17 protein-coding genes are annotated in these 16,356 nt (G+C 74.9%); 12 read left to right on the top strand and 5 right to left on the bottom strand.

Translation table 11 applies throughout. From position 1 onward, the window contains the following. Positions 1–13: 13 nt before the first annotated feature. On the bottom strand, positions 14–1,111 hold the full coding sequence (locus AA0005_RS10540; protein ID WP_413450124.1) for a DUF3866 family protein: 1,098 nt from the start codon (positions 1,109–1,111) through the stop codon (positions 14–16). Between the two features lie 84 nt (positions 1,112–1,195). On the opposite strand from AA0005_RS10540, the gene AA0005_RS10535 reads away from it, so the two are divergent. The 9 genes from AA0005_RS10535 (at position 1,196) to AA0005_RS10495 (ending at position 11,006) form a co-directional block, all read left to right on the top strand. Continuing rightward, positions 1,196–2,164, top strand: coding sequence for a helix-turn-helix transcriptional regulator (locus tag AA0005_RS10535; protein ID WP_413450123.1), 969 nt, complete (start codon positions 1,196–1,198; stop codon positions 2,162–2,164). After that, entirely contained in the window at positions 2,157–3,128 is a 972-nt protein-coding gene (locus tag AA0005_RS10530) for a helix-turn-helix transcriptional regulator (RefSeq protein ID WP_413450122.1), read from the top strand. The genes AA0005_RS10535 and AA0005_RS10530 overlap by 8 nt, the downstream gene beginning before the upstream one ends. Next, positions 3,125–3,436, top strand: a complete 312-nt coding sequence (locus AA0005_RS10525) for a hypothetical protein (protein ID WP_413450121.1) — start codon at positions 3,125–3,127, stop codon at positions 3,434–3,436. Before AA0005_RS10530 ends, AA0005_RS10525 begins: the two co-directional genes overlap by 4 nt. Before the next feature lie 48 nt (positions 3,437–3,484). Then, entirely contained in the window at positions 3,485–3,763 is a 279-nt protein-coding gene (tatA, locus tag AA0005_RS10520) for a twin-arginine translocase TatA/TatE family subunit (protein ID WP_413450120.1), read from the top strand. Between the two features lie 24 nt (positions 3,764–3,787). Further along, complete coding sequence (tatC, locus tag AA0005_RS10515) at positions 3,788–4,588, top strand: twin-arginine translocase subunit TatC (RefSeq protein ID WP_413450119.1); 801 nt, start codon at positions 3,788–3,790, stop codon at positions 4,586–4,588. Next, complete coding sequence (locus AA0005_RS10510) at positions 4,585–5,523, top strand: diacylglycerol/lipid kinase family protein (RefSeq protein WP_413450118.1); 939 nt, start codon at positions 4,585–4,587, stop codon at positions 5,521–5,523. Before tatC ends, AA0005_RS10510 begins: the two co-directional genes overlap by 4 nt. Continuing rightward, a complete protein-coding gene (locus AA0005_RS10505; RefSeq protein WP_413450117.1) occupies positions 5,520–8,351 on the top strand; it encodes a DEAD/DEAH box helicase in 2,832 nt (943 codons plus the stop codon). Before AA0005_RS10510 ends, AA0005_RS10505 begins: the two co-directional genes overlap by 4 nt. A 364-nt stretch (positions 8,352–8,715) precedes the next feature. Continuing rightward, positions 8,716–10,266, top strand: a complete 1,551-nt coding sequence (gene lnt, locus AA0005_RS10500; protein WP_413450116.1) for an apolipoprotein N-acyltransferase — start codon at positions 8,716–8,718, stop codon at positions 10,264–10,266. Further along, positions 10,263–11,006 carry a polyprenol monophosphomannose synthase gene (locus AA0005_RS10495; protein WP_413450115.1) on the top strand — a complete coding sequence of 248 codons (744 nt, stop codon included), beginning with the start codon at positions 10,263–10,265 and terminating at the stop codon, positions 11,004–11,006. Before lnt ends, AA0005_RS10495 begins: the two co-directional genes overlap by 4 nt. A 53-nt stretch (positions 11,007–11,059) precedes the next feature. Here the strand turns inward: AA0005_RS10495 and AA0005_RS10490 are convergent, their stop codons facing one another. Next, positions 11,060–11,410: an RNA polymerase-binding protein RbpA gene (locus tag AA0005_RS10490; RefSeq protein ID WP_251839506.1), complete on the bottom strand. Its 351-nt coding sequence runs from the start codon at positions 11,408–11,410 to the stop codon at positions 11,060–11,062. Between the two features lie 153 nt (positions 11,411–11,563). Here AA0005_RS10490 and AA0005_RS10485 point away from each other — a divergent pair, with 153 nt between their 5' ends. Next, on the top strand, positions 11,564–12,517 hold the full coding sequence (locus AA0005_RS10485; RefSeq protein ID WP_413453088.1) for an aldo/keto reductase: 954 nt from the start codon (positions 11,564–11,566) through the stop codon (positions 12,515–12,517). Positions 12,518–12,523: 6 nt separating this feature from the next. On the opposite strand, the gene AA0005_RS10480 is transcribed toward AA0005_RS10485, so the two are convergent. Beyond that, entirely contained in the window at positions 12,524–13,039 is a 516-nt protein-coding gene (locus AA0005_RS10480; protein WP_413450114.1) for a hypothetical protein, read from the bottom strand. A gap of 202 nt (positions 13,040–13,241) precedes the next feature. On the opposite strand from AA0005_RS10480, the gene AA0005_RS10475 reads away from it, so the two are divergent. Next, positions 13,242–13,574 carry a single-stranded DNA-binding protein gene (locus AA0005_RS10475; protein ID WP_413450113.1) on the top strand — a complete coding sequence of 111 codons (333 nt, stop codon included), beginning with the start codon at positions 13,242–13,244 and terminating at the stop codon, positions 13,572–13,574. A 27-nt stretch (positions 13,575–13,601) separates the two neighbouring features. Here the strand turns inward: AA0005_RS10475 and AA0005_RS10470 are convergent, their stop codons facing one another. Further along, positions 13,602–14,396 (bottom strand): ABC transporter permease, encoded by a 795-nt coding sequence (locus tag AA0005_RS10470; protein ID WP_413450112.1) that lies wholly within the window; start codon positions 14,394–14,396, stop codon positions 13,602–13,604. After that, positions 14,393–15,286 (bottom strand): ATP-binding cassette domain-containing protein, encoded by an 894-nt coding sequence (locus AA0005_RS10465; RefSeq protein WP_413450111.1) that lies wholly within the window; start codon positions 15,284–15,286, stop codon positions 14,393–14,395. The genes AA0005_RS10470 and AA0005_RS10465 overlap by 4 nt, the downstream gene beginning before the upstream one ends. A gap of 87 nt (positions 15,287–15,373) precedes the next feature. Here AA0005_RS10465 and AA0005_RS10460 point away from each other — a divergent pair, with 87 nt between their 5' ends. Further along, positions 15,374–16,336 (top strand): TetR/AcrR family transcriptional regulator, encoded by a 963-nt coding sequence (locus AA0005_RS10460; protein ID WP_413450110.1) that lies wholly within the window; start codon positions 15,374–15,376, stop codon positions 16,334–16,336. Positions 16,337–16,356 lie beyond the last annotated feature (20 nt).

Here is a 16,356-nt window from a genome sequence, read left to right as displayed (position 1 = left end):
GGCAGGGCCGCCGTCAGCCGGCGGTGAGCGCGGCGGCGTGGGCACCGGCCGCGGCGGACGCGATAAAGGCGGCCTCGTCCGCATCCAGGCCGCGGCCCATGGTCGACAGGCGCACGGGGGAGTCCTCGAGCGCCGCGCGCAGCCCGTCGGTGGGCACCTCGACGAGCCGGTGGTGGCCGACCGGCTCGCACAGGGTGGCCGCCTGCTCGCGCACCCGCTCCCACAGCTGCCCCTCGCCGACCGGCACGACGACGTCGGCCGGGCGCAGCGCGACGCGGCCGTAGGCGGTCATCGAGTGGTGCGACACGCCCAGGTGCCGCTCGCGCGGGTCCGCCTCGGACACCCGCAGCGCGGCGACGGGCCGCCCGCCGAGCACCGCGGCCGCGTTGAGCGCCTCGCCGGCCGCGACCCCCGAGAAGCCCCAGCGCGTCCCCGTCCCGAGGTTGCCCGGCCCCTGGGCGACGACGACGACGTCGGCCCCCACGACGTGCTTCGCCGCGAGCAGTGCGGTGTGGACGTTGACGGCCTCGAGGTCGCCCCCGAAGGCCTGCCCCGCGGTGATCGTCGCCGCGAGCCAGCCCGCCTCGCGCAGCTGTGCAACGGAGCGGGAGAAGGCCAGCGGCAGCGCCCCGCCGTCGGTCATGACGTAGGTGACCTTCCGCTCGCCCCCGGCCGCCCGCACGCCCGCGAGGACAGCGGGCAGCGCGGAGTGCAGGTCGGCGACGACGACGGCGAGCCCGCCCAGGTCGTCGGCCTCGCGCATCCGCTCGTGCCAGGGCGACTCCTGCTCGTCCACGCCGAGGAGCATCGGCTGCAGCGGCGTGTAGCGGGCCTTGACGACGTGTCCCGGACCGGGAGGCGGGTCGGCCGGGAGGCGGTCGGGCAGGGCGACGACCATGGCGTAGCCGCCGGTGCCGAGCCCACGGACGAGCGCGGAGACGGTCAGCGTCACGCGGTCGCCGACATGCGGCTCGCCGACCAGGCCCGTGTAGGCCAGGGCCCGCACCGAGGAGCGGTCCCCGGCCGGCCGGTCGAGGTCGACCTCGAGCTCGACGGCGCCGGCCCAGGAGCCGCGCACCGTCCTCACCACACCGTCACGCCAGGAGATCACCCTGCGCACGCTACCGTCTCGGGCTCCGGCGCCAGGTGTGCTGTCGGTGCGGGGGAGAGGCCCGGCAGCAAGTACGGTGGGGCCGTGACTCGCGTGGACCCGGCCGAGCGGCTGCTCGACCTCCTCATCGCGCTCCGGCACGCCCCGGGCCGGCTGACCAAGGCCGACGTCCGTGCCTCCGTCAACGGCTACCGGGACGCGAGCAACGACGTCGCCTTCGAGCGGATGTTCGAGCGTGACAAGGACCTGCTGCGCCAGCTCGGCGTGCCGATCGTCACCGACGTCGACCCCGTCCACGAGGACGCCGTCGGCTACCGCCTCGACACCGCCGGTTACTCGCTGCCCGAGGTCACCTTCACCGCCGCCGAGATCGGCGTGCTGTCGCTGGCCGCGACGGTCTGGCAGGACGCCCACCTCCACGGATCGGCCCGGCGCGGGCTCACCAAGCTGCGCGCCGTCGCCGCCGGCGCGGACCCCGACGCGCACCTCGGCGTCGCCCTGCGCGTGCAGCCCGCCGAGACCGCCCTCGGCCCGCTGCTCGACGCCATCGGCGCCCGCCAGGCGGTGACCTTCACCTACCGCGCCGCCTCCACGGGGGCGGAGACCTCCCGCTGCGTCCAGCCGTGGCGCCTGGTGAGCCGTGACCGCGGCTGGTACCTCGTGGGCCACGACGTCGACCGCGGCGCCCCGCGCGTCTTCCGCCTCTCCCGCGTCGTCGGCGCGGTCCGCCCCACCGGCCCCACCGGCGCCTTCGAGGTCCCCGAGCACGACGCCCAGGCCATCCTCGCCGGCAGCGGCGGGGGCCGCGTGCGCGCCGTCCTCGCCGTGCTCCCCGAGCGGGGCGCCGCGCTGCGTGCCCGCGCCGTCGAGGAGCGCGGGGAGCGGGACGGGCGTGACGTCGTCGTCGTCGAGACGGACGACGTCGTGTCCCTCGCCGCCGAGATCGCGTCCTACGGGCCCGCCGTCCTCGTCCTCGACCCGCCGGAGCTGCGCGAGGACGTCGTCGGGCGGCTGCGCGCCGTCGCCGCCCTGGGGGAGGTCGTCCGTGGCTGAGACCACCGGCGAGCGCCTCACCCGGCTGCTCGCGCTCATCGCCTACCTCGGGGAGAACCCGGGCGTCCCGGTCGCCGACGTCGCCGCGCACTTCGCGGTGAGCGAGCGCCAGGTCCTCGCCGACGTCAACCTCCTGTGGGTCACCGGCACGCCGGGCTACCTGCCCGACGACCTCATCGACTTCGCCGCCGACGAGTACGACCGCCAGGTCCTCACGCTGACCAACCCGCGCGGCATGGACCGCCCGCTGCGCCTGGGGGCCCACGAGGCCCTCGCCCTGCTCGTCGCGCTCAAGCCGCTGGAGGCGCTGAGCGCCGACGGCGGCATCGACGACGAGGTCCTGCGCAGCACCACCGCCAAGCTCACCGCAGCCGCGGGGGAAGCCGCCCGCGCCGCCCAGGCCGTGGACGTCCACGTGAGCGACGCGAGCGCCGCGCTCGCGCCCGTCCGCCAGGCCCTGGCCACGGGGCGCCAGCTGCACCTGCGCTACGTGTCGGCGGCCGACGTCGTGAGCGAGCGGGACGTCGACCCCCTCGAGCTCGTGTGGGACGGCAGCCGCTGGTACCTGCGCGCCTGGTGCCACCGGGTCGCCGGGCTGCGCCACTTCCGTCTCGACCGCGTCCTTGCCGCGCAGGTGCTCGAGACGGCAGCCGTGCACCCGCCCGAGGCCACCGGCCGCAGCACCGAGCCCGAGCTCGACGACGACGACCTCCTCGCCGAGCTCGAGCTCGCCCCGCGGGCGCGCTGGCTGGCCGAGCGGGTTCCCGTCATCGACCACGAGGACCTGCCCGACGGCGGGATGCGGGTGCGCCTGCGCGTGGCGGACCCGGCGTGGCTGGCCAACGTCGTCCTCGGGCTGGGCGCCGAGGTGCGGGCCGTGGCGCCGCCGGAGCTGGCCGCAGCCGTCGCGCAGCAGGCGGCCGAGGCCCTGGCCGCCTACGACGACATATCCTCGGGCTCATGACCTGGTGGCTCTGGCTCCTCCTCGTGCTCGCCGCGCTGGCCCTGTACGCCCTCATCGGCCTGGGACTGTGGCGGCGCGGCAAGGCCCTGCTCGCCGAGCTGCGCGGCCTCGAGCAGCTGAGCGAGCGGCTCGCCGCGGTCACCGGCGCCGAGCCGCCGGCCCCGATCGTCCCCGCCTACCTCGCACCGCCCGCCGAGGTCGCCGAGGCCCGCCACCGGCGCGCCGCGAACCTCCGTGCCCGGCGCGAGCGGCGCGCGGCCCGCGCCGAGCTGGGCGTGGCGCGCTGGCGCCGGCTCGGGCTGCGCTGAGCGCGCGGCGTAGACTCGACATCCCCGGACCCGACGCGAAGGCACGTCATGCGACCCCCCTCACTGTGGCAGATCCTCATCATCGTCCTCGTCATCGTGCTGATCTTCGGCGCGAAGCGACTGCCGGACGTGGCGAGCAGCATCGGCAAGTCGCTCAAGATCTTCAAGAAGGAGGTGAGCGAGCTGCGTGAGGACGACGCCACGCCGCCGCCCTCCGGTCCCGTGTCCGGTGGCCCGACCTCCCCGAGCACCACGCCCAACCCGACGACGGCGCCGCCGTCCGCCGACGACCCCGGCAGCACCCCACCGGGTGGGGCGGGCCGCTAGCACGCACCGCAGGACAAGGACCCCGTGGCACTGAGGACGCGGCGCGCCCGCGACCCCGAGGGCCGCATGCGGCTGGTGGAGCACCTGCGCGAGCTGCGCCGTCGCGTCCTGCTCGCGCTGGCGGGCATCGCCGTCATGGCCGTCGTCAGCTGGTTCTTCTACGAGCCGGTCTTCGACGCCATCCAGGCCCCCGTCCGTGCGGTCGACGACGCCGGGCTGTCCGCGGCGCTCAACTTCACCAGCCCCGCCGCCGCCTTCGACATGCAGGTCCGGGTGTCGCTGTGGCTGGCGGTGTTCGTCGCCAGCCCGTGGTGGCTCTACCAGGTGTGGGCCTACATCGCCCCGGGCCTCACGCGCAGCGAGAAGCGCCGCAGCATCATGTTCGTCATCGCCGGGGTGCCGCTCTTCCTCGCCGGTGCCGCCCTCGCCTGGATGGTGCTGCCTAACGCGATCCGCGTGCTCACCCAGTTCACCCCCGAGGGCGCGCTGAACTACATGCCGGCGACCGACTACGTCCGCTTCGTCATGCGGGTGGTCCTCGCCTTCGCCATCGCCTTCCTCATCCCGCTCGTCATGGTCCTCGTCAACGCGATCGGGCTCGTCTCGGCGCGCACGCTCCTCGCGGGGTGGCGCTGGGCGGTGCTCCTCGTCTTCGTCTTCGCCGGCATCGCCAGTCCCACCCCTGACCCGTGGACGATGATCGCGTTGGCCGTGCCCATGTGCGCGCTGTACTTCGCCGCCGTCGGCATCGCCGCGCTCCACGACCGGCGGGCCGAGCGGCGCCGGGCCGCCCACGAGGCGGAGCTCCTCGGGCCCGACGCGTGAGCCGCCGCGTCGGCGTCGTCTGCAACCCGACGGCGGGCCGCGGCCGGGCGGCCCGCTCTCGCAGCGCCGTCCTCGACGGACTCGCCGCTGCCGGCCACGCGCCCCTCGACCTCACCGGCCGGGACTACGCCGACGCCCTGTCCCGCGCCCGTGCCGCCCTCGCCGAAGGGCTGGACGCGGTCGTCGTCGTCGGCGGGGACGGCATGGTCAACCTCGGCGCCAACGTCCTCGCCGGCACCGGTGTGCCCCTCGGCATCGTCGCCGTCGGCAGCGGTAACGACATCGCCGGCGCCCTCGGCCTGCCCGTCCACGACGTCCCCGCCTCCCTCGCCGTCCTGCACCGCGCGCTCACCGCCGGCGACGGCGTCCGCCAGGTCGACGCCGTCGCCGTCAGCACCCCCGGGGAGCCGACGAGCCGCTGGTACGTGAGCTCGCTGTGCGCGGGCCTGGACGCCGCGGTCACCCACCACGCCGCGCGGCTGCGCTGGCCCCGCGACGGCGGGCGCTACGTCCGAGCGGTCTTCGGCCAGCTCTCCGCCTTCCGCCCCTACGGCTTCCGGATCACCGCCGACGGCGAGACGTGGGAGCAGGACGCCACGCTCGTCACCGTGTCCAACACCCCGCTGTTCGGCGGCGGCATGCGGGTGGCACCGGGCGCCGAGGCCGACGACGGCCTGCTCGACCTCGTCGTCGCCCGCGGGCTCTCGCGCTCCGCCGTCGTCCGCCTCTTCCCGCTCCTGTTCTCGGGGCGGCACGTGGACCACCCCGCCGTGACCGTCCGCCGGGCCCGCTCCGTGCGTCTCGAGCCGCTCGCGGCGCTGGGCGCCAACCCGCCGGTGGCGATCGTCGACGGCGAGCCGCTCACCGCGCTCCCGCTGCAGTGCGACGTCCACCCACGTGCACTGTCGGTACTGGCGCATACAGTCGAAGGGTGAGTCCACGACGCAAGCGCCGCCCGGAGCCCGAGGCCCCGGCGCCGGACCCGTCCGCCGAGCCGAGCCCCGCCGAGCGCTACGCCGCCGCCCGCAGGCGCGCCCGCGCCGAGCGCAGCGAGCTCGCCGCCTTCGCCGCGGGCATCGGCTTCCAGCTCGACGACTTCCAGCGCGAGGCATGCGAGCAGCTCGAGGAGGGCCGCAGCGTCCTCGTCGCGGCGCCCACGGGCGCGGGCAAGACGGTCGTGGGGGAGTTCGCCGTCCACCTCGGGCTGCGCACCGGGCGCAAGACCTTCTACACCACGCCGATCAAGGCGCTGAGCAACCAGAAGTACCTCGACCTCGTCGCCGCCCACGGGGAGAGCCGGGTGGGGCTGCTCACCGGGGACACGACGATCAACGGGGAGGCCGACGTCGTCGTCATGACGACCGAGGTCCTGCGCAACATGCTCTACGCGGGCTCGCCCACGCTCGCGGACCTCGGCTACGTCGTCATGGACGAGGTCCACTACCTCGCCGACCGCTTCCGCGGGCCGGTGTGGGAGGAGGTCATCCTCCACCTCGCCGACGACGTCCTCCTCGTGTCGCTGTCGGCCACCGTCTCCAACGCCGAGGAGTTCGGCGACTGGCTCACCATGGTCCGAGGGGACACCGCCGTCGTCGTCTCCGAGCACCGGCCCGTGCCGCTGTGGCAGCACGTCATGGTCCGCGACCGCGTCCTCGACCTCTACAGCGCCCGGGTCGACCCCACCGACCCCGGTCCCAACCCGCCGATCAACCCCGAGCTCCTCGAGGCGGTGCGGCGCGCCGCGCGCACCGGCTCCGCGCCGTCCGGGCGACGGCGTGACGCGCGGGGCGGTCGGGGTCGCCCGCCCGCCCGGCTGGGCCACGTCCGCCCGGCGCCGCGGCCCGTCGTCGTCGAGCGGCTCGACGAGGCGGGGCTGCTGCCGGCCATCGTCTTCGTCTTCTCCCGCGCCGGCTGCGAGGCCGCCGTCGAGCAGACCCTGCGCTCCCGGGTGCGGCTGACCAACGCCGCCGAGGCCCGCGCCATCGCCCAGGTCGTCGAGGAGCGCTGCGCGGCCCTGCCGCCCGAGGACCTCGCCGTCGTCGGCTACCACGCGTGGTCCCAGGCGCTGCAGCGCGGCGTGGCCGCCCACCACGCCGGCCTCCTGCCCGTGTTCAAGGAGACGGTCGAGGCGCTCTTCGCCGCCGGCCTGGTCAAGGTCGTCTACGCCACCGAGACGCTGGCGCTGGGAATCAACATGCCCGCCCGCTCCGTCGTCCTCGAGCGGCTGGACAAGTGGAACGGCACCGCGCACGCGGCACTCACGCCCGGGGAGTACACCCAGCTCACCGGGCGCGCCGGGCGGCGCGGCATCGACATCGAGGGGCACGCCATCGTCCTCTACGGCGAGGACGTCGACCCCGGCGCCCTCGCCGGGCTCGCCTCGCGCCGCACCTACCCGCTGCGCTCGAGCTTCCACCCCACCTACAACATGGCCGTCAACCTCCTCGGGACGCTCGCCTACCCCCAGGCGCGGGAGATCCTCGAGAGCTCCTTCGCCCAGTTCCAGGCCGACCGCGGCGTCGTCGGCCTGGCGCGCCAGGCACGGCGCAACGAGGAGGCCCTGGCGGGCTACGCCGAGGCGATGACCTGCCACCTCGGCGACTTCACCGAGTACGCGCGGCTGCGCCGGCGGATCAGCGAGCTCGAGAAGGACCGCTCCCGCGAGCGGTCGCGGGCCGCGCAGCGCGCCGTCCACGCCTCCCTCGCCGCCGTGCGCCGCGGTGACGTCCTCGAGTACCGCCGCGGGCGGCGCACGCTGTGGGCGCTGGTGCTCGACGTCGACGCCGACCGCCTCGACTCCCCGGTGGTCCGGGTGCTCACCCCCGAGCCGCGCGTGCGTACCCTGACGAGCACCGAGCTGCCCCACGGCGCCACGACCGTCGCCACCGTGCCGGTGCCCAAGCACGCCAACCTCCGGGACGCCGGCCAGCGCCGCGACCTGGCCGCCCGGCTGCGCAGCGCGGTCCAGGCCGCCCCGCCCGCGCAGCCGGTCTCGCGCGCCGGCCAGGCGGGTGCGGACCTGGGCGAGGAGATCGACGAGCTGCGCCGCCAGCTGCGCGCCCACCCGTGCCACGCGTGCTCCGACCGCGAGGAGCACGCCCGCTGGGCGAACCGGTGGGCGACCCTCGACGCCGAGCACCAGCGCCTCCTCCAGCGCATCGAGACCCGCACCTCCTCGATCGCGCGCGACTTCGACAAGGTCTGCGCGCTGCTCGGCGAGCTCGGCTACCTCGAGCCCGACGGCGAGGGCGGCCTCGTCGTCACCGACAACGGCCGCTGGCTCGCGCGGCTGTACGCGGAGAAGGACCTTGTCCTCGCCGAGTGCCTGCGCCGCGGCGTGTGGGCCGGCCTCGACGCCGCCCAGCTCGCCGCAGTCGTCTCGACCGTCGTCTACACCGCGCGCAACGACGCGGCCAGCGCGCCCACCGGTGGTGGGAGCGGGGCGCTGGGGGAGGCCGTGCGGCAGACCGTGCGGCTCTCCGACGAGCTCGCCGAGCGCGAGTCGCAGCACGGCGTACCGTCCTCCGGGCCGGTGGACGCGGGAATCGTCGCCGTCGTCCACCAGTGGGCGAGGGGAGCAGCGCTCGACTCGGTCCTCGAGGGGACCGAGATCGGGGCCGGGGACTTCGTCCGGTGGTGCAAGCAGATCCTCGACGTCCTCGACCAGCTCGCCACGGCCGCGCCCGAGGCCGAGGGCCGCCGCACCGCCCGCCGGGCGATCGAGCTCGTGCGCCGCGGTGTCGTCGCCTGGTCCAGCGTCTGAGCGGTGCTGGAGTGACGGGTGTGAGACACCCCACGACACGCCCGCGCGACACGCCGGTCACGGGAAGATCACGGGCGGCCCGGCGCACCGCCGCTGACCTGCGTGCATGCGTCTGACCTGCGGTTTCGCGGGCTTGAAGCGTGCGGCCCTGGGCACTAGTTTCAACTCTCGTACCGCCCGCCCGTTCCGCCCGCCGTCGAGCTGGCCGGGACGAGCGCAGCGGCGGACAGTGGCCAGGCCCGCGTGTTCAGTAGATAACGATGCTGCCCCCGCAGCGTCGGTCCGAAGGACACGCGGGTCGGTCACGTCCGCACCTCCGAGGCGGTCGGCCGGTCCGGCCCTCCCGGGCACCTATCCTTGTCTGGTGCCCCCGCTCAGTGCTCCCGTCGCCATGCTCCTCAGCATCCTCGGGGCCCTGGCGACCGAGGCGGCCTTCCCCGGGCGCTCGTGGTGGCCGCTCGCGCCGGTGGGCGTGGCCCTGCTCCTTCTCGCGCTGCGTGGTGCCACCGCGCCGCGCGCCTTCGCCTACGGCTGGCTGTGGGGCGCGGTCTTCTTCCTCATCCACCTGTGGTGGGCCGAGGAGGCCGCCGGCGCGGTGCCGTGGGTGCTGCTCGGCGTCGCCGAGGCACTCTTCGTCGCGGTCTTCGCCGCGGCGTGGGTGCTGGCCCGCCGCTGGGGCCCGGTCGCCCGCCACCCCGCGCTCGGCGTCCTCGTCGTCGCGTGCCTGTGGGTGGCGACCGAGGCGGCGCGCGGACTGGTGCCTTTCGGCGGCATGCCGTGGGGCAAGCTCGCCTTCTCCCAGACCACCGGGCCGCTGCTGCGGATGGCCTCGCTCGGCGGTGAGCCGCTCGTCTCCGGCGTCGTCGTCGCTGCCGGGGCGCTGCTGGCCCTGGCGCTGAGCCACCTGCGCCACGTCCGGGTGGGACGGGCCAGCGGCGCGCTCGTCGTGGCCGCCGGGCTCGTCGCCACGGGCTTCGTCGTGCCCGTCGACACGCGCGCCGAGAACGGCACGCTGCGCGTCGGTGCCGTCCAGGGCAACGTGCCCGGTCCCGGGCTGGACGCCTTCGCGGTCCGCCGCGACGTCCTCGAACGGCACGTCACCGGCACCGAGGCACTGCTCGAGGACGTCGAGCCGGGGGAGCTCGACGTCGTCCTGTGGCCGGAGAACTCCACCGACATCGACCCCCGCGTGGACGGCGAGGCGGGCCGGCTCGTCGAGCGGGCCGCCCGCGCCGTGGACGCGCCGATCCTCGTCGGCGGGCAGCGCTACGAGGAGGACCACCGGTACAACGAGGCGATCCTCTGGGCACCGGGCGAGGGCCAGGTCGACGTCTACGCCAAGCAGCACCCCGCCCCCTTCGCGGAGTACATCCCCCTGCGGGACATCGCGCGGAAGGTGACCGACGCCGTCGACCTCGTGTCCATCGACATGCTGGCCGGCGAGGAGGTCGGGATCATCGAGCTCGACAGCCCGCGCCTCGAGCGGGTGGTCGACCTCGCGGTGGGGATCTGCTTCGAGGTCGCCTACGCCGGGCTCATGCGCGACGCGGTCCTCGCTGGTGGTGAGCTCATCGTCGTCCCGACGAACAACGCCTCCTTCGGCTACACCCAGGAGTCGACCCAGCAGCTGGCGATGTCCGTCTTCCGGGCCGTGGAGCACGGCCGGTCGACAGTGCAGATCTCCACCGTCGGGGTCAGTGGCGTCATCTCGCCCAACGGGGTCGTCACCCAGTCCTCCGGGCTGTTCACCGCCGACCGCTTCGTCGCCGACCTGCCGCTGCGCACCTCGCTGACGGTCGCCGACCGGCTGGGGGAGTGGCCGACGCTCGCGGCAGCCGCCCTCGCGACCGTCGCCACCGCGGCCGGCGTGCTCGCCACCTTCCGGCAGCGCCGGCAGCGACGGAGGACGGCGTGAGGACGCTCGTCATCGTCCCGACCTTCAACGAGCGCGAGTCGCTGCCGACTGCGCTGGAGCGCACTCGCCGCGCCGTGCCCGAGGCGGACGTCCTCGTCGTCGACGACAGCAGCCCCGACGGCACCGGCGCGGTCGCCGACGCCGCCGCGGCCCGTGACGACCAGGTCCATGTCCTGCACCGGCCCGGCAAGCAGGGGCTGGGCCGCGCCTACGTCGCCGGCTTCCAGTGGGCGCTGGAGCGCGGCTACGAGCTCGTCGTCGAGATGGACGCGGACGGGTCCCACCGGCCCGAGCAGCTGCCCGAGCTGCTCGCCCGCGCGCAGCGGCCGGACGCCCCTGACCTCGTCATCGGGTCACGCTGGGTGCCCGGGGGAGCGGTCGTCAACTGGCCCCGCCACCGCGAGCTGCTCTCCCGCGGGGCCAACACGTACGTGCGGCTCGCTCTCGGGCTGCCGGTGCGGGACGCCACCGCGGGGTTCCGGGTCTTCCGGGCCGAGGTGCTCGAGGCGCTCCCGCTGGGGGAGATCGAGTCGCAGGGCTACTGCTTCCAGGTGGACATGACCTGGCGCGTGCACCGGGCCGGCGGACGCGTGGCCGAGGTGCCGATCAGCTTCGTCGAGCGCGCGGAGGGCGTGTCGAAGATGAGCCGCGCGATCATCACCGAGGCACTCGTCCGCACGACGGCGTGGGGCCTGTCCCACCGCGGCCGCCAGCTGGCGGCCCTGCTGCGCCGGCGCTGAGCATGCGGAACGGCCCGCAGGCGAGGCCTGCGGGCCGTTCGGCGTGGTGCGGGTCAGGCGCTGCGGCGACGCAGCTGGCCGCTGCGCAGCAGCTCCAGCCGCTCGGTGAGCAGCTCCTCCAGCTCGGGGATGGTGCGGCGCTCGAGCAGCATGTCCCAGTGCGTACGCGGCTTCTTGACCGGCTTGGTGGGCTCGGGGCGGGTGGCGTCGCGCAGCAGCGCCTCCTCACCGCAGCGGCACTCCCAGAGGGCCGGCATCTCGGCCTCGGCCGCGAAGGGCAGGACGATGGTGTGGCCGTTGGGGCACTCGTAGTGGGCCTCGGTGCGCTCGGCGTACTGGACCCCGACCTCGCTCTCCAGGCTCTTCGCGCCGATCCCGACTCCGCGCAGTGATCGATCTGCCATGACGCGTCTCCTCTCGGGCGCGCTGCGAACGCGCCGGTGTGCAAGCTTCTACTGGGCCCAACGAACGATGGTCTCGAGTTGTTCCACGGTCGTGGTGAAAGTCCTGTGAAGGTCCCGCAGACCTTCCCCGGGTAGGGTCCCGGTGTGACCGAGATGACGTATCGCCAGCTGGGGTCCAGCGGCCTCGTGGTGTCCGCTGTCGGCCTGGGGTGCAACAGTTTCGGAGCGACCCTACCGCCGGACGACGTCCCGCGCGTGGTGAGCGCTGCCGTTGAGGCGGGTATCACCCTGTTCGACACCGCCGACGTCTACGGCGGGGAGCCGGGCCAGGGTGAGGCGCTCCTCGGCGCCGCGCTGGAGGGGCGCCGGGACGAGGTCGTCGTCGCGACGAAGTTCGGCATGGACACCCGCGGGCTCAACGGCGAGGACCACGGCGTGCGGGGCTCACGCCGCTACATCCGCCGGGCCGTCGAGGGCTCGCTGCGTCGCCTGCGCACCGACCACATCGACCTCTACCAGCTCCACCGTCCGGACCCCGTCACCCCGCTCGAGGAGACGCTCGGCGCGCTGGACGACCTCGTCCGCGAGGGGAAGGTCCTCTACGTCGGCTGCTCCAACTTCTCCGGGTGGCAGCTCGTCGACGCCGACTGGACGGCCCGCACGGCGGGGCTCACCCCCTTCGTCTCCGTGCAGAACGCGTACTCGCTGCTCTCCCGGGACCTCGAGGCCGAGGTCGTCCCCGCCGCCGCGCACGTCGGCGCCGGGATCCTCCCGTACTGGCCGCTCGCCTCCGGCCTGCTCACCGGCAAGTACCGGCGCGGTGAGCCGGCGCCCGCCGGCAGCCGTCTGGAGAAGCGCCCCGAGCGGCTGGAGAATGCCGACTTCGACCGCATCGAGGCCCTCGCGGCCGTGGCCGAGCAGGCCGGTGTCTCCCTCATCACCCTCGCGATGGGCGGGCTCGCCGCCCAGCCCGGTGTCGCCAGCGTCATCGCCGGGGCGCGCAGCCCCGAGCAGGTGGAGCAGAACGTCGCGGCCGGCCTGTGGGAGCCGGACGCCGACACCCTCCTCGCCATCGACGAGGCGGCCCCCGGCCCCGCCGCAGGCTGAGCCACGTCACGTCGGCACCGAGGTGTGCAGCAGTCGCGCCCGGTGGGCGCCGACGGCGACGACCCCGCGTACGGGAAGCCCGTGGTCGCGAGCGGCGTCGAGCAGGGCCCACGCCCAGGTGAGCTCGCGCGTGCTGCGGTCCCCGCCGTCGGGTGAGGCGATCGCCACGACGACGGAGCAGCCGGGAACCCGCTCCTCCAGCTCGGTGCTGATGCGTCCCAGCAGGCTGTGGACACCCGTTTCAGGAGGCCGCGGCGGCATGTCGAGCAGCTCGGCGGCATCCTTGGTCGTCCACCCGTGCTCGTCGAGCACGATGAGCCAGACCGTGAAGAAGTACTCGCTGCTGAAGGCCCGGGCGAACTCCGTGGCACAGGTCATCACGTCGTCGTCGCTGAGGACGAGCATGGGGACGGCCGGCCAGGCCGTCTCGTCGCTGTTGAGCGGCCCGAGCTGCGGTCCGTCGTCGAGGACCGGGCGGCCCCACACGTCGGTCGTCATCCGTTCTGCGTCGTTGGTCGTCATGCGGGGACACTGGCAGGTCCCGCCGGCCGCCGGTCAGCGCACCCGTGCCGACTGTGGAGGCCCCGTCACCGTGCTCCGCCTGTGGAGCACCGTCGGCGGTGCTCCACAGTCATGCGGCCGGCGCGCCGGTCCACCGCGCGGCCGTCCCGCGCCGCCGGCGTGGTTCTCGCTGCAGCATGCTCGCCCCGGAGAGGAGCACGAGATGACCAGTGACCAGGTCGGGCACAACGCCGTCAGCCTCGTCGGGCGGGTGAGCGGGGACGTCGTGGAGCGGGAGCTGCCCAGCGGGGACAGCCTCACGACCTTCCGGCTCGTCGTCCCCCGGCCGGACGGTGCGGAGGGACGCGCCCGCGTCGACACCATCGACGTCGCCTGCTGGAGCGGGCGCACCCGCCGGGTGGCGGGACGGGTGGGGGAGGGGAGCGTCGTCGCGGTCGAGGGCGCGCTGCGGCGCCGCTTCTTCGCCACGGGAGCGGGCCGCGGCTCCCGCTACGAGGTCGAGGCGCAGCGTCTGCGCCGGCTGGCGGGGCCGTGACGGCCGTGCGGCGGGATGTGCGCCGCCTCAGCGCCGCCCGGCGCGGCGGCGGAACTGGGCGGCCGCCCAGAGGACCGCCACGAGGAGGATGCCGCCCAGCCACAGGGCCGCGAGCGCCGGCGCGCCGCCCGCCTCGGTGCCCATGAGCAGGCTCCGCAGCGTCTCGATGACCGGTGTGACGGGCTGGTGCTCCGCGAAGCCGCGCAGCCACGTCGGCAGGGTGTCGGCGCCGACGAAGGCGGTGGACAGGTACGGCAGGAAGAGCAGGACGAAGCCGTAGCCGGTGGCGGCCTCGGGGCTGCCGGTGGCGAGGCCGATCGCGGCGTACAGGTAGGTGATGGCGAGGACGTAGACGGCGACGACGAGCAGCGCGACCGTCCACTCGGCGACGTCCGCGGTGGGACGGAAGCCGACGAGGACGGCCACGCCCACGACGATCGCGGTGGCCAGCAGGTTGCGGACGAGGCTCGCGACGACGTGCCCCGTGACGACGGCCCAGCTGCGGATCGGCAGCGTGCGGAAGCGGTCCATGATCCCCGAGGCGGCGTCGGTGGCGACGTCGACCGCGGTGGAGGCCGCCCCGTAGCCGGCGCACAGCAGGATGATGCCGGGCACGACGTAGTCGACGTACCCGCCTCCGGGGTCGATGGCGCCCCCGAAGACGTAGACGAAGAGCAGCATGAGGAGGACCGGCAGCAGGACGGCCATGAGCAGCGCCTCGACGTTCCGCAGGCTGTGCCGCAGGCTGCGGCCGACGAAGACGGCCTCCTCCGTGCCCGGCCGGAGCGGACGGGCGGTGGGAGCGGCGGTGAGGGCGCTCATGACGAGGTCCTTCCGGTGAGGGTGGGGGTGGCGGGCTCGGTGAGGGCGAAGAAGACGTCGTTGAGGGTCGGCCGGCGCAGGTGGAGCTCGCCGCGCACACCGAGGGCGTCGATGGCGTCCAGCGCCCGGCGGAGCCCGGCGGGGCTGCCGTCCGTCGGCTCCGCGTGCAGGACCTCGCCGTCCGGGCCGCGCACCTCGACCACCTCCTGGCCCACGGAGCTCTTGAGCTCCGCCGGCGTGCCCTCGGCGACGACGGCGCCGTCGCGCAGGACGGAGACGCGGTCGGCGAGCTCGTCGGCCTCCTCGAGGTACTGGGTGGTGAGCGGGACGGTCGTCCCGGCGTCGCGCAGGCTGCGGACGACGTCCCACAGCTCGCGGCGGCTGCCCGGGTCCAGCCCGGTGGTCGGCTCGTCGAGGACGATGACCGGCACCGCGACGACGAGGCTCAGGGCCAGGTCCAGGCGCCGGCGCATGCCGCCGGAGTAGGTCCGCGCGCGCCGGCCGGCGGCCGCGCCCAGTCCGACGGCCTCGACGAGCTCCCGGCTGCGCCGGCGGGCGGCGCGCCGTCGCAAGCCGTGGAGGGCCGCCATCATGCGCAGGTTCTCCTCGCCGGTGAGCAGCTCGTCGACGGCGGCGGCCTGGCCGGTGAGGGCGATGCTGCGCCGCACGGTGAGCGGGTCGCGGACGGGGTCCGCACCGACGACCGACACCCGGCCGGCGTCCGGCCGGACCAGGGTGGTGAGGATGTTGACGAGCGTCGTCTTCCCGGCGCCGTTCGGGCCGAGGAGTGCGTGGACGGTGCCGGCTGCGACGTCGAGGTCGACGCCGGTGAGCACCTCGAGGGGTCCGTAGGACTTGCGGAGCCCGCGGACGGAGATCATCGGGTCCATGGCGCCACCTTCCGTTCGATGTGTACGGCCTAAACAGTAGATGGCATACACAGAGGCGTCTACCCCCTACACAGATACAGTGCGGACATGGAGACGGACGACGAGCTCGACCTCCCGCGCGGCGTCGCGCTGGCCTGGGGCGTGGCCGCCCACCCGCAGCGTGGACCCAAGCGCGAGCTGAGCATCGAGCGCATCGTCGAGGCGGCGATCGAGATCGCCGACGCCGAGGGCCTGGGCGCGGTATCGATGTCGGCCGTCGCCGGCAGCCTCGGCTTCACGACGATGTCGCTGTACCGCTACGTGACCAACAAGGACGAGCTGCTCATGGTCATGGGGGACGCCGCCCTCGGACTGCCGCCGCTCACCCTGACCGAGGCCGGGGCCTGGCGCGAGCGGCTCGCCGCGTACTACCGCGAGGTGCTCGCCGTGTACGAGGCCCACCCGTGGCTGCTCGACCTGCCGATCGCCGGGGTGCCCGGCACGCCCGGCAACGCCGCCTGGTTCGACGCCGGGCTCGCCACCCTGGAGGACACGCCGCTCGACTGGCTGGAGCGCACCGCCGTCCTGCTCCTCGTCATGGGACAGGTCCGCTGGACCGCGAGCGTCGAGCGCGGGTACGTCGCCCGCGCGGCGGCGGACGGCGTCACTCCCGACGACCTCGACCGTGTCATGGCGCAGGTCCTCGGCACCCTGGTGACGGCGGAGGCCTTCCCCAGCCTGCGGGCGGCACTCGACAGCGGGGTCCTCACCGAGGAGAGCGACCCCTTCGCCTTCGGCCTCGAGCGGCTGCTCGACGGCGTCGCGCTCCACGTCGCGGCGAGGACGAACGACGCCGTCCGCAAGCCGTCCCCCGTCGAGGAGCCGGCCACCGCCCCCGCCGAGGGCTTCCCCAAGGACCCGAAGGTGCGCGAGGCGCGGGCCGCCCGCCGCGAGGCGGAGAAGGCGGTACGCGAGGCGGAGCGCCGGCTGCGCGAGGCGACCAAGCAGGAACGGGAGGCCGTCGCCCGCGCCCGGGAGCGCGCGGCGCGGGACGCCGGGGGACAGGCCTAGGCAGGCTCCGGCGGACGTGG

It is taken from the genome of Georgenia phoenicis, assembly GCF_047302425.1.
GTDB lineage: Bacteria > Actinomycetota > Actinomycetes > Actinomycetales > Actinomycetaceae > Oceanitalea.
Note: the sequence above shows the minus strand (reverse complement) of the source record. Positions and strands in the feature narration are given on the sequence as shown.

Coding starts and splice junctions, on each gene's coding strand:
- AA0005_RS10525 (WP_413450121.1), top strand. CDS start 3,125: ATGACCTGGTGGCTCTGGCTCCTCCTCGTGCTCGCCGCGCTGGCCCTG.
- tatA (WP_413450120.1), top strand. CDS start 3,485: ATGCGACCCCCCTCACTGTGGCAGATCCTCATCATCGTCCTCGTCATC.
- AA0005_RS10490 (WP_251839506.1), bottom strand. CDS start 11,410: ATGGCAGATCGATCACTGCGCGGAGTCGGGATCGGCGCGAAGAGCCTG.
- AA0005_RS10485 (WP_413453088.1), top strand. CDS start 11,564: ATGACGTATCGCCAGCTGGGGTCCAGCGGCCTCGTGGTGTCCGCTGTC.
- AA0005_RS10480 (WP_413450114.1), bottom strand. CDS start 13,039: ATGACGACCAACGACGCAGAACGGATGACGACCGACGTGTGGGGCCGC.
- AA0005_RS10475 (WP_413450113.1), top strand. CDS start 13,242: ATGACCAGTGACCAGGTCGGGCACAACGCCGTCAGCCTCGTCGGGCGG.
- AA0005_RS10470 (WP_413450112.1), bottom strand. CDS start 14,396: ATGAGCGCCCTCACCGCCGCTCCCACCGCCCGTCCGCTCCGGCCGGGC.
- AA0005_RS10465 (WP_413450111.1), bottom strand. CDS start 15,286: ATGGACCCGATGATCTCCGTCCGCGGGCTCCGCAAGTCCTACGGACCC.
- AA0005_RS10460 (WP_413450110.1), top strand. CDS start 15,374: ATGGAGACGGACGACGAGCTCGACCTCCCGCGCGGCGTCGCGCTGGCC.